Source organism: Aurantimonas sp. 22II-16-19i, from assembly GCF_002088275.1.
In the GTDB taxonomy this organism is placed as follows: Bacteria; Pseudomonadota; Alphaproteobacteria; order Rhizobiales; family Rhizobiaceae; genus Jiella.
Genome location: NZ_AQQS01000001.1, coordinates 225,820 through 238,348 on the forward strand (window position 1 = coordinate 225,820; position 12,529 = coordinate 238,348).

The window sequence follows — 12,529 nt, forward strand, 5'->3', positions numbered from 1 at the left end:
TCATCGGCAGTCCACCATCATCGCCGCCGGCAAAGCAGTGTAGAGCACCGCGACGAAGGACAGGCCTGCCAAGAGCACGGTCGAGAACTCCAGGAAGCGCTCGCGCACCTCGGCCGAATCCTCCTCATGCGGGATCCTGCCGCCATTGCGCCGCCATTCGCCGAGCGCCCGCAAGAAGACGAAGCCGATGGCGCCGAGCGCCACCACCGTCAGCCCGCCGACGAAGATCCTGTAGCCACCGATACCCTGGAAGATGTCCTCGTTCGGCGCGCAGCCATAGGCGACCGAGCCGTAGGACAGGACGAAGTGCACCGCCCAGATCGTCGGCGTGGTGATCAGGGTCCAGAGATTGTCGCGGGTCTTGTTGCCGATCGCCATGGGTTACACCGCCAGCGGAAACAGCGCGATGGTCGCGACGGTGACAAGGGCCGTGCCGGCCATGAAATGCCAGTAGAGCGCGACATTGACGATGTCGATGTCGTGGGTCGGGGTCATCCGGCCGGCCAGCGAGCGGGCCAGGCAATAGGCCAGCATCAGCGCACCGGCGGCGCCGTGACAGGCGGTCCAGATGGCCAGCACCCAGACCGTCGCCGGATAGACGTGGACGGTCGGGATCAGGCCGGTGACGTAGGGCCCCCAGAGGATCGCGGCCGAGGCGGCGAGCGACAGCGCGACGCCGCCGCCCATGAGGAGCCGCGCCGTGCCGACCGATCCGGCGCTGTTGGTGTTGCGGGCGAGGATCGCCGCCAGCCAGGAGGCCGCGAACAGCCCCAGCGCGATCAGGGGCCAGGTGACGCCCGGCCCGATCTCCTCGCCCGGCACCAGCTGTGGCGGGAACACCGGGCTGACGGTGAAGTAGAAGAAATAGCCGAAGATCAGGCTGACGAAGGCGGTCGAATCGCCGGTCATGGTGATGAACATCGCCCACCAGCCGACCGACTGCGGTCCCGACTTGTAAAGCGGCAGCTTCAGGCCGAGGCCGACGTCCTTCTCGTCCTTCTCCGGCTGCATCGCCGTGCCGCGCCACAGCCAGACGAGGATCGCGGCGACCGCGAGCACCGCCGCCGCCAGCGTCAGCGTCCACAGATGGAAGGTCGCGAGGATGAAGACGGCGCCGAGGAAGATCGCCGCCCACATGGTCATGAAGGTCGGCCCCGGCACCCGCAGGCACTGGAGCGGCTCGGCGTCGAGCACGCTCGTCACCATGGTCTCGCGCTTTCCCTCCTCGGCGTCGGCCATGTAGAACCGGCCCATGTCGACGTCGGCCATGAAGTTCTTCTGCTGCCACAGCGGATAGCGCGAGGTGACGATCGGCACCGAGCGCACACCCCAGGCCTCGTCCGGCACTTCGGCGAGCCATTCCAGCGTGCCGGCGTTCCAGGTGTTGCGCTCGGCATGGGGCTCGCCCTTGCGCGGGCGCAGGACGTCCCAGACGACCGTGACGAACCCGGCCGCGAAGACGAAGGCGCCGACCGACGAGATCAGGTTGGGAAGTTCCAGGCCGATATCCGCCGGATAGGTCCACACCCGCCGCGGCATGCCGATCAGGCCGGACCAGTGCATCGGCAGGAAGGCGGTGTTGAAGCCGATGAACATCAGCCAGAAGGCGATTTTTCCCAGTTTGTCCGACAGGCGCCGCCCGCCGATCATCGGCCAGTAGTAGTAGACGCCGGCGACGAGCGGAAACAGCATGCCGCCCAAAAGGACGTAATGGAGGTGGGCGACGATGAAATAGGTGTCGTGGGCCTGCCAGTCGAAGGGCGCCAGCGCCACCATGACGCCGGTGAGGCCGCCGATGACGAAGATCGCGAGAGCCCCGGAGACGAACAGCATCGGCACCGAATAGATCACCCGGCCGGCGAGCAGCGTCGCCAGGAAGACGAAGATCTGCACCGCCGTCGGGATCGCCACGGCTTCCGAGGCCGCCGAGAAGAAGCCCAGCGAGATCGCCGGCAGGCCGGTCGCGAACATGTGGTGGACCCACAGGCCGAAGGACAGGAACCCGGTGCCGACGGCGGCGAGCACGATGAAGGAATAGCCGACGATGGGCCGCCTTGCGAAGGTCGGCACGATCATCGCCAGGAGCGCGATCGCCGGCAGGAAGACGATGTAGACCTCCGGATGGCCGAAGATCCAGAACAGGTGCTGCCACAGCATCGGATCGCCGCCGCGTTCGGGATCGAAGAACGGCCAGTTGAACAGCCGCTCCAGCTCGAACAGGATGTCGCCGGCGATCAGCGGCGGAAAGGCGAAGAGGATCATTCCGGCGACGACCAGCACGTACCAGGCATAGAGCGGCATCAGGTTGAGCCGCATGCCGGGCGGCCGGCATTTCAGCGTGCCGACGATGAGTTCCACTGCCGCGGCGATCGAGGCGACCTCGATGAAGGACAGGCCGAGCAGCCAGATGTCGGGGCCATAGCCCGGCGAGAACCGCTCCTGCGTCGTCAGCGGCGGATACATGAACCAGCCGCCCTCCGGCGCCGCGCCGAAGAAGATCGAGCCGCAGACGAAGACCCCGCCGATCAGGAAGCACCAGTAGCCGAAGGCCGACAGCCTGGGGAACGGCAGGTCGCGGGCGCCGAGCATCTGCGGCAACAGGATGATCGCCACGGCCTCGAAGATCGGCACGGCGAACAGGAACATCATCACCGTGCCGTGCAGCGTATAGACCTGATTGTAGAAGCTGGCGGTGAGGAAGTCGTTGTCGGGCGCCGAAAGCTGCACCCGCATCATCAGGCCGAGGACGCCGGCAAACAGCATGAAGGCGAAGGAGGTGGCGGTGTACCAGAGCCCGACCTCGGTGTTGTTGACCGCCGACCAGTAGCGCCAGCCCTTCGGCGCGGCCCAGACATGGCGCAGCCGCGCCTCCTGGCCGGCGCGCACCTCGGGGTCGTTCTGGTCCCGTTCCGAGGCGGGCGGCACCTTGCCGAAATTCAGATCCGCCTCCGCCTTCGCCTCGGCGTCGCTCTTGCCGGCCCGGCGGGCGGCGCCCTGGTCGATGGTCGCGTCGCTCACTTCAGCGTCTCCAGCCAGCCCGCGATGGCGGCGATCTCGTCTTCGGCGAGCATGCCGTAGCTCGGCATCTGCACGCCCGGTTTGACGCGGTGGGTGAAGCCGACGAAGGTCGCCAAGTTCTCCGGCGACATCGGCAGGGTGCCGGCGGCGATCGTGCGCCGCGAGGCGAGATGGGTGAGGTCCGGCCCGACCCTGCCGTCCGCCGCCGTGCCGCGCACGGTGTGGCAGGCGTCGCAGCCATTTTCCATGAAACGCCGGAAGCCCTCGTCCCCGGCCCCGACCGACGCCGGCTCGCTCTGGCGCGCGACATAGGCCTCGTATTCCTCGGGCGAGACGACGACCACCCGCAGCGCCATCTGGGCGTGGGCGTCGCCGCAGAACTCGGCGCAGACGCCGTTGTATACGCCGGGCTTCGTCGGCTCGACGACGAGGCGGTTCACCCGGCCGGGGATCGCGTCCATCTTGCCGGCGATAGACGGGATCCAGAGCGAATGGATGACGTCCGGGCTGCCGATGAGGAATTCGCTGCGCTGGCCGACCGGCAGCCAGATCTCGTTGGCGCTCGGCACACCGCCCTCGGGCAGAGACTTCGCGACGCCGGGCTCGCCCTCGACGCCGTAGGCCACACGCCACCAGAAGCGCTCGGCCGAAACCGCGATGGTCGGCCCGTTCGCCTCGGCCCGCAGCACCGGCATCATCTGCAGCCCCCAGACGAGCAGCGCCGTCAGCACGACGACGGGAAAGACGCAGCCACCCCAGATGATCAGCCGCAGCCCGGCCTTCTCGCCATAGGCCTTCGGACGGATGCGCGTGGCAAAGATCGACAGGCCGATGACGGCGATCCAGATGACCACGGCACCGGCCAGCATGACCCAGAACAGGGTCGCGACCGACTGCGCCTCGGCCCCTGCCGGGTCGAGAGCCGATTGCGGGCTCGTGCAACCTGCAAGGCCGGCGCAGACGAAGACCAGCCAGGGCCGGACTGGGCGAACGTCGTCGATGGCGCGGCTTCTGGAAGAGGCGTGAATGGACGGACTCGCGATTGGCGATTGCGGGAGGAGCGCCATCGCTCCAGAAGGATGATCCGCTCGGTGAGTGAGCACTTACCGCCGGTGCCTCACATGACAAGATGGTCATGTTGACGAATGGCACCCATCGGCGCCGGCGCATCGCGGACGGCAGAGAGCGCGCGAACTGCGCCGCCCCGCCCGGCTCTGCAGGACCAGCGTGACCCGCCTGCCCTGACGCAAAAAGGCCGCCGGATCTCTCCGGCGGCCCATGCGGTGGCGGTCGTCTGCGATCCTACACCCGCAGCCGGTCGCTGGCCGAGCGGGCGAACGCCTCGGACACATGCGCGAAGGACCGCCGCGCATCCTCGCTGTCGGCGCTGTCGTCGGGCTCCAGGATGAAGACCAGGAACGAGCGGCCCGTCACCATGTACTCGGTGTCGAAGTCGAAGGGCGCCAGCTCCTCGCGGATCGGCAGGTTCGTGTCGATGACGCAGCGCCAGCGCTTGCCGCCCGGCGCCTGCGGCAGGGTGAAGTTCACCACGTCGTAATGGGCGTTCATGACGAGCAGCATGGTCGCGTCGGTGCCGGGACGGCGGATGCCGGTTTCCTGGGCGCGGCCGTCGAGAAGCACGCCGAAGCACTTCGCCTCGCCGTCGGCCCAGTCGCCATCGACGAATTCCTGGCCGTCCGGCTTCAGCCAGGCCACATCCTTGACGCCGAGCTCCTCGTCGAAGGTCCCGTGCAGGAAGGTGCCGCGACGCAGCATGGCGAGGGACTGACGGAGAATGATCACCTTCTGCACGAATTCGGCGAGCTGCCGGCTCTGCGGCGTGATGTTCCAGTCGACCCAGCCGATCTCGTTGTCCTGGGCATAGGCGTTGTTGTTGCCGCCCTGGGTGCGGGCGAACTCGTCGCCCGCCAGGATCATCGGCGTGCCGCGCGAGAACAAGAGCGTCGCGAAGAAGTTGCGCAGCTGGCGGAACCGGGTCTCGACGATGTCCTGATCGTCGGTCGGCCCTTCGGCCCCGTGATTGTAGGAGATGTTGTGGTCGTGGCCGTCCCGGTTGTCCTCGCCATTGGCGTCATTGTGCTTGTCGTTGTAGCTGACGAGATCGTGCAGGGTGAACCCGTCATGGGCGGTGATGAAGTTGACCGACGCCCACGGCTTGCGGCCGCGCTTGTCGAACAGGTCCGCGGAAGCCGAGAACTTGTTCGCGACCTTCGGGATCATCTCGTCGTCGCCCTTCCAGAAGGCGCGGATGGTGTCGCGGTAGCCGTCGTTCCATTCCGCCCAGCCCGGCGGGAAGCGGCCGACCTGGTAGCCGCCCGGCCCGCAGTCCCAGGGCTCGGCGATCAGCTTGACCTCGGAGAGCAGCGGATCCTGCATGGTGGCGTGGAGGAAGCTGGACTCCTCCGAAAAGCCGGTCGGTTCGCGGGCGAGAATGGTCGCCAGATCGAAGCGGAAGCCGTCGACGCGCATCTCGCCGGCCCAGTAGCGCAGCGAGTCCGTCACGAGCTGCATCACCCGCGGATGCGAGGTGTTGACGGTGTTTCCGGTGCCGGTGTCGTTGATGTAGTAGCGCGACTGGTCGGGCATCAGCCGGTAGTAGGTGGCGTTGTCGATGCCCTTGAAGGAGAGCGTCGGACCGAGCTCGTTGCCCTCGGCGGTATGGTTGTAGACGACGTCGAGGATCACCTCGAGCCGCGCGTGGTGGAACACCGACACCAGCTCCTTGAACTCGGCGATCGAGTTCGAGGCGAGGTAGCGCGGGTCCGGCGCGAAGAAGCCGATGGAGTTGTAGCCCCAGTAGTTTCTGAGGCCCTTCTCGACCAGATAGCTGTCGTCGACGAAGGCGTGGATCGGCATCAGCTCGACGGAGGTCACGCCGAGGCTGCGGATGTAGTCGATCACCTCCGACGTCATCAGGCCGGCGAACTTGCCGCGATCCCGGTCCTCCACCGCCGGATGGCGCATGGTGTAGCCCTTGACGTGGGTCTCGTAGAAGATCGTCCGGTCCCAGGAAATGTTCGGCCGGCGCTCGTCGCCCCAGGTGAAGGCCGGATCGACGACGCGGCATTTCGGCACGAAGGGCGCCGAATCGCGCTCGTCATAGGAGAGGTCGGCGTCGTCATGGCCGATCGTGTAGCCGAACAGGGCGTGGTCCCACTTCACCTCGCCGATCAGCTGCTTGGCGTAGGGGTCGATCAGCAGCTTGTTGGGGTTGAAGCGGTGGCCGGCATCCGGCTCATACGGGCCGTAGACCCGGTAGCCATAGATCTGGCCGGGCCGCACGTCGCGCAGATAGCCGTGATAGATCTCGTTGGTATATTCCGGCAGCTCGATGCGTTCGAGTTCGGTCGTGCCGTCGGCATCGAACAGGCAGAGTTCCACCTTGGTGGCATGGGCCGAGAAGATCGCGAAGTTGACGCCGATTCCGTCCCAGGTCGCCCCGAGCGGGAATGGCCGCCCCTCTTGGATGCGGCGACGGCGCACCGCCGTCGGCCCCCGATAGGTCTGGGTGGTGTTCGGTCGGATTTGGATCGTCACGCGGGGATTCTCCAGGGTCGCGAGGCAGGGACGCAGCTAAAGAGCCGGTGCACCATGTTGGTTCCGTCATCCCGCTGATTTCAACGGCGAACGATCGCCCAGCGGGATGCCGCCGCCGACTTGCGGCGGCGGCCGGAGCAAGCCGGGCTCACATCGTCAGGATGCTGGCGCCGGTCGTCTTGCGACCTTCGAGGTCGCGATGGGCCTTTTCGGCGTCGGCGAGCTTGTAGGTCTGGCCGATGGTGATCTTCACCGCCCCCGACGCGATGACGTCGAACAGGGCCTTGGCCGACGCTTCGAGCTCCTCGCGGGTGGAGACGTAGCTGAACAGCGTCGGACGCGTCACGTAGAGCGAGCCCTTCTGGCTGAGGATCGCCGTGTCGAGGGGATCGTACTTGCCGGAGGACTGGCCGAAGGTCACCCAGAGGCCGCGCGGACGCAGGCAGTCGAGGCTCGCCGGGAAGGTGTCCTTGCCGACGGAATCGTAGACGACGTCACACTTGCGTCCGTTCGTGATCCGGGCGACCTCCTTGACGAAATCCGCCGCGCGGTAGTCGATCACGTGGTCGTAGCCGTTCTTCAGCGCGAGGTCGCACTTCTCCTTGGATCCGGCAGTGCCGATGACGGTCGCGCCGAGATGCTTCGCCCACTGGCCGGCGATGAGGCCGACGCCGCCCGCCGCCGCGTGGAACAGCAGAACCGTTTCGGAATCCACCGGATAGGTCCGCCGGAGCAGATATTCCGCCGTCATGCCCTTCAGCATCACCGCCGCCGCCGTCTCGAGCTCGATCTCCTTGGGGACCAGCACGGCCTTGTCGGCCGGAACGACGATCTTCTCGGCATAGGTGCCGCTGATGCCGTTATAGGCGACGCGGTCGCCCTTCTTGAACAGCGACACGCCCTCGCCGACGGCGGCGACGATGCCGGCGCCTTCCTTGCCGGCGACGAAGGGCATCTTGTCGGACTTGTAGAGTCCGGTGCGGAAATAGACGTCAATGAAATTGATACCGGCGGCCCTCTGATCCACCAGGATCTCGCCCTTGCCGGGCTGGCCGGGGTCGTAGTCCTCGAGAGAAAGAACCTCCGGGCCGCCGGTCTTGTTGATGATGATCGCCTTACTCATGGCGGTAGTTCTCCTGTCTTGCATGGCCAGTCGGGTGGGGCCCGTGCCGCTCGACCGGTCCCGTCAGCTGTGGCGCGTCCCCCTGAGCCAGTCGACGAGCTGCAGCACGCCGCCGATGAACAGGAGATAGAGCCCGCTCGCCACAAGTCCCCAGCGGACGAGCGGCGAGGCGTCGAAATTCTGAAACAGCACCATGGCGCCGCACACCGACCACAGCGCGACGACGGCGAGCGTCAGCGGGCGCAGGATGGCGACGCGCACCGGATGGACGAACTTCACCGGCAGGAAGGTGGCCGCGGCGCACAGGACGACGAGGGTGAAGGCCGCCCACTCCGGCGGGCGCACGGCGAACAGGGTGAAGACGACGAAATTCCACGCGACCGGGAAGCCGCGGAAGAAGTTGTCCTTCGTCTTCATCCGCATGTCGGCATAGTAGATGGCGCTGGAAATCACGATCAGCGCGGCGGCGACGAAGGAGGCCGGTCGGCCGATCATGCCCGACAGATAGAGCGCCACGGCCGGGATGAGCGAATATGTCGCATAGTCGATGATCGAGTCGAGCAGGTCGCCGGACCAGTTGGGCAGGACGCCCTTGACGTTGACCTTGCGGGCCATGGGCCCGTCGATGCCGTCGACGAAGAGAGCAAGCCCCAGCCAGGCGAACATCGCCACCCAGCGCTGTTCGGCTGCCGCGATCAGCGACAGGAAGGCCATGAAGGCGCCGCTGGCGGTGAACAGGTGGATGGCGAAGGCGCGCCACCGGTCGGCACGGTCGAACTCTTTCGTCATGTCTGACATCGGCAGGCTGTCATCCCTCTCGGCCGTCTCTTGCTTCTTGTCGGCGAACATCGCACCTCGCCTTTCGTTCCGGCCCATTGCCATAGGCTGTAACGGGGGTATGTCCGGAATCCAATGGCTGATGCTGGTTTCGCGCCGGCTGGGCACGAAAATGATGCCGAGGAGTATAGCATGGAACGCAGGCAGATCGTCGTCGTCGGTGGCGGACTGGCCGGAACGGCCACCGCGCTCGGTTTTGCGGCGGCGGGTTTCGATACGCTGCTGGCGGCTCCCACGGCCCCCGACGACAAGCGCAGCTCGGCGATTCTCGGCCGCTCGCTGGCCTTCCTCGCCGATCATGGCGTCCTCGACGCGCTGGGCGAGGCCAAGGCGCCGCTGGCGGTGATGCGGATCGTCGACGATCTGGGGCGTCTCTTCCGCGCCCCGACCGTCGAGTTCCGAGCCAGCGAAATCGGGCTTTCCGCCTTCGGTATCAACGCCTTGAATGAAGACATTGCCAAGGCGCTCCAACACTGCACCGATGCCGAGGACAATCTCGAAGTTCGTGCGGTGGCCGCCACGGGCCTGACCCTCGGCGACGAACGCGCCATCGTCACCCTCGAAGACGGCAGCGAGATCGGCGCGGATCTGGTGGTTGCCGCCGACGGCCGGCGCTCGCCCATGCGCGAGGCGGCCGGAATCTCGTCGCGCCAGTGGCGCTATCCGCAGACCGCCCTCGTCCTCAACATCGAGCACGCCCGCGATCACGCCTCCGTATCGACCGAATTCCACACCCGCACCGGGCCCTTCACGCAGGTCCCGCTGCCCGGCCGACGCTCCTCGCTGGTCTGGGTGGACGATCCCCGGCTCGCCGAACTCTATGTGGACCTGAAGCCGGACAGGCTGTCGTCGATGATCGCCGAGAAGCTGCACTGGATCCTCGGCGACGTCTCCCTCGACGGCCCGATCGCCTGCTATCCTCTCGGCGGCAGCCGTGTCGAGCGGCTGACCTCGACCCGCCTCGCGCTCGTCGGCGAGGCCGCCCATGCCTTTCCGCCGATCGGCGCGCAGGGCCTGAATCTCGGCCTGCGCGACGCCGAGGCGCTCGTCCGCCTTGCCGCCGAGACCCGCGACGATCCCGGCTCGCGGCTCACGCTGTCGCGCTACGAGGCGGCGCGGCGCGGCGACGTCGCCTCGCGCATGGCCGGCGTCGACCTTCTCAACCGCTCGCTGCTGATGGACTTCCTGCCGAGCCAGATCGCGCGCACCGGCACGCTCGCGGCCATGGGCCTCGTCGGCCCGCTCCGGCACTTCGCCATGCGCGAGGGCCTGGTTCCGGGCGCCGGGCTCGTGGGACTGCCCCGCTCAGTGAAGAAATGGATGGGTGGGAACGAGGCCGGTCGCGAGGGCGGTGAGGAGCAGCGTTACCGTCGCCACTGAGATCACCGTCGTCACCAGGACGACGGTCGAGGCCCGCTCGACCCAGACCTCGTACTGCTGGGCGATGACGAAGACGTTGGTCGCGGTCGGCAGGCTGGCGAGCAGGAGCGCGCTGCCGACCCAGACCGGGTCGAACGGGCCGGCGAGCCCCAGCGCCAGCCAGACGACGATCGGATGCAGCACCAGTTTGATCGGGACGATGGTAAAGAGCTCGGGCGGTACGCGCTTCAGCGGCCGCAGGGCGAGCGTCACGCCCATGGCGAACAGGGCGCAGGGCGCGGCGGCATTCGCCAGGAGCTGCAGGAACTGGTCGAGGGGACCTTGCGGGTGGATGCCGAGGATCGCCGCGCCGACACCGACGATCGTCGCGATGATGAAGGGATGGGTGAAGACCTTCAGGAACACCTGGCGCGCCATGGCGGCAAAGGGCTGCCTCTCGCCGCCGATCGCCATCATCAGCGGCGCCATGATGAAATGCAGCGTGTTGTCGAAGCAGAAGATCAGCGCGACGGGTACGCCGGCCGCCGGGCCGAGGGCGGCGAGCGCGATGCCCGGCCCCATGTAGCCGATGTTGCCATAGGCGCCGGCGAGGCCCTGGATGGTCGCGGCGGGAATGTCGCGGCCGCTCCGGACATAGGCGATGGCGAAGCCGATGACGAAGATGACGAAGGTCGCGAGAGTCGTGGCGACGATGAAGCCGACGCTGGCGAGCTTCTCCACCGGCGTTTTCGACAGGAGCTGGAAAAACAGCGCCGGAAGCGCGATGTAGATGACGAAGACGTTCAGCCAGGCCAGTCCGCTCACCGGATGCGGCGCGATCCTGCCCGCGACGAAGCCGAGCGCGATCAGGCCGAAAAACGGCGATATCAGTCCGATGATTTCGATCACCGGATCGATCCAAAGTTGATGGGCGTCATGCTAGACTGGAACTGGCGGGACGACGGGCCGGCGCGCCCGTCCATGAAATGGCCGGAGCCATTTCGTTAACGGAGTGATGACGGCAATGCAAACCGCGCGTTTCAACATCGGCCAGATCGTGCGCCACCGTCTGTTCCCGTTCCGCGGCGTCGTTTTCGACGTCGATCCCGAGTTCGACAACAGCGAGGAGTGGTACGAGTCGATCCCCGTGGCGGTGCGCCCGCGCAAGGATCAGCCCTTCTACCACCTGTTCGCGGAAAACTCCGAGACCGAGTACATCGCCTATGTCTCCGAGCAGAACCTTCTGCCGGACGAGACCGGCGCGCCGGTGCGCCATCCGCAGGTCGGCGAGCTCTTCGAGGGTCCGGTCGACGGGGCCTATCGGTTGAAGGTCGAAAACCACAACTGACCACCGATCGGCGAGGTCAGCGGCGACGCCTTTGCGGAAGACGCCTTTCCGGAAATGGAATGAGCGGTCAGGCCGAAGGGCTCCGCCAGACATGAAAAGACCGGCGCCGCAGGACGGCGCCGGTCGAATATCGTCACATTGGCAGAGATTGCCGGACGGCCTGCGCCGCGCCCGCCGGGAGCCTCGGCCAGCCCCGGCAGCCGCGCGCGGCTACTGCGCCGTGGTGTCGCCCTGCTTGGCGGCGTTCTGGGCGTCCTCGAACTTCTTGCGACGCTCCTCGGCCTGCTTCTGCAGCGCGTCGTTCAGTTCCTTCTGCCTCTGGGCGAGCGCCGACTCGTCCTTCGGCGGGCCGTCATAGGCGTCGGTGAAGCCCTTGAGGGTGACGGGGATCGGATTGGCCTGACGCTGGAAATTGATCGAGGTCACCACCATCTGGCTCCCCTTCTTCATGTTCGCGACCATCGCGTCGCTGAGCTCGGCCTCGGCGATGCAGCGGTTCGGGAAGCAAACGGAATAGTTCAGCGTCTGTGGCTGGTTGCCGTCGATCTTGATCTGCACGCCGGCCGGAATGACGCGGCCGGTCGGGACCACCGCCTGGATCACCTTCTGGTTCACCTTGCCCTGGACGTTGATCAGGTTGACGGCGGTGATCAGCTGGCGGGTGTCAGCGATCAGCGAGTACTGCGTGTTGCAGATGTCGTTCTCGCCCTGCTTGGTACACACCTTGAACCACTCGGTCGGCATCACCTGGGCGTTCTGGTTGGCTTGCTGGGCGTTGGCCAGGGACGCACCGGCGAGCAGCGTGGCTGTACCCACGAGCACGCCCGCGAGCCTCTTGAGCGAAGCGTTCTTCATCCGGTCTTGCACGGCCTCATGTCCTTTCGGCGCGTTGATTGCAACTCGATGGGGTTCCTTAACGGGCCCGGACCTCTTTCGCAAATGCGGCCGTTTGAGGGCTTGGAACCGGCCGAGCCGGACGGCGCGCCAGCGGCACCGGACGACGCACCAGCAACTGCACCAGCACTGGCACCGGCACGAGGGCGTGAAGCGGCCCGGCCGGGGCGAAGCGTCCGTCGCAGGCCCGCGCGGCGGCATCCGGCGCTTGCGGCCGGCGCTCCGCGAGCGCTGGCGTGCGACCGTCGAAACCCTGCCTTCCATCGGCCTTTCGTCATGTGCTTCGCTCGGCCCTTGCGCGGCGTCGGCGGCTTGCGACCCGCAACACCGGCGGCGCGCGAGACACGGGCCGTCCCGCCACGCGATCCGAAGCGACGGCGCGGCCAGGCGCC

Annotated in this window: 10 protein-coding genes; 2 read left to right on the plus strand and 8 right to left on the minus strand. The window is 66.9% G+C overall.

Annotation, left to right across the window (positions count from 1 at the left end):
• The 6 genes from ATO4_RS01075 to pcsA form a co-directional block, all read right to left on the minus strand.
• Positions 1 to 378 carry a hypothetical protein gene (locus ATO4_RS01075; RefSeq protein WP_083589537.1) on the minus strand — a complete coding sequence of 126 codons (378 nt, stop codon included), beginning with the start codon at positions 376 to 378 and terminating at the stop codon, positions 1 to 3.
• 3 nt (positions 379 to 381) lie between these two features.
• Positions 382 to 2,925, minus strand: a complete 2,544-nt coding sequence (gene ctaD, locus ATO4_RS01080) for a cytochrome c oxidase subunit I (RefSeq protein WP_176222828.1) — start codon at positions 2,923 to 2,925, stop codon at positions 382 to 384.
• Positions 2,926 to 3,014: 89 nt separating this feature from the next.
• Positions 3,015 to 4,019, minus strand: coding sequence for a cytochrome c oxidase subunit II (gene coxB / locus ATO4_RS01085; RefSeq protein WP_348626442.1), 1,005 nt, complete (start codon positions 4,017 to 4,019; stop codon positions 3,015 to 3,017).
• Positions 4,020 to 4,320: 301 nt separating this feature from the next.
• Positions 4,321 to 6,570, minus strand: a complete 2,250-nt coding sequence (gene glgX / locus ATO4_RS01090; protein WP_245308524.1) for a glycogen debranching protein GlgX — start codon at positions 6,568 to 6,570, stop codon at positions 4,321 to 4,323.
• Positions 6,571 to 6,724: 154 nt separating this feature from the next.
• Complete coding sequence (locus ATO4_RS01095) at positions 6,725 to 7,699, minus strand: quinone oxidoreductase (RefSeq protein WP_083589540.1); 975 nt, start codon at positions 7,697 to 7,699, stop codon at positions 6,725 to 6,727.
• Between the two features lie 63 nt (positions 7,700 to 7,762).
• Positions 7,763 to 8,488, minus strand: coding sequence for a phosphatidylcholine synthase (pcsA, locus tag ATO4_RS01100; protein ID WP_176222814.1), 726 nt, complete (start codon positions 8,486 to 8,488; stop codon positions 7,763 to 7,765).
• A gap of 180 nt (positions 8,489 to 8,668) precedes the next feature.
• On the opposite strand from pcsA, the gene ATO4_RS01105 reads away from it, so the two are divergent.
• On the plus strand, positions 8,669 to 9,916 hold the full coding sequence (locus tag ATO4_RS01105) for a UbiH/UbiF family hydroxylase (RefSeq protein WP_083589541.1): 1,248 nt from the start codon (positions 8,669 to 8,671) through the stop codon (positions 9,914 to 9,916).
• Here ATO4_RS01105 and ATO4_RS01110 read toward each other — a convergent pair.
• Positions 9,842 to 10,804, minus strand: a complete 963-nt coding sequence (locus ATO4_RS01110) for an AEC family transporter (RefSeq protein ID WP_083589542.1) — start codon at positions 10,802 to 10,804, stop codon at positions 9,842 to 9,844. The two genes, ATO4_RS01105 and ATO4_RS01110, sit on opposite strands and share 75 nt — an antisense overlap.
• Positions 10,805 to 10,919: 115 nt before the next feature.
• Here ATO4_RS01110 and hspQ point away from each other — a divergent pair, with 115 nt between their 5' ends.
• The gene (hspQ, locus tag ATO4_RS01115; RefSeq protein ID WP_083589543.1) at positions 10,920 to 11,243 is read left to right on the plus strand and encodes a heat shock protein HspQ; all 324 of its coding nucleotides are present in this window, start codon (positions 10,920 to 10,922) and stop codon (positions 11,241 to 11,243) included.
• A gap of 210 nt (positions 11,244 to 11,453) precedes the next feature.
• Here hspQ and ATO4_RS01120 read toward each other — a convergent pair whose 3' ends face one another.
• Positions 11,454 to 11,987, minus strand: a complete 534-nt coding sequence (locus ATO4_RS01120; RefSeq protein ID WP_139802208.1) for an invasion associated locus B family protein — start codon at positions 11,985 to 11,987, stop codon at positions 11,454 to 11,456.
• Positions 11,988 to 12,529: the final 542 nt, after the last annotated feature.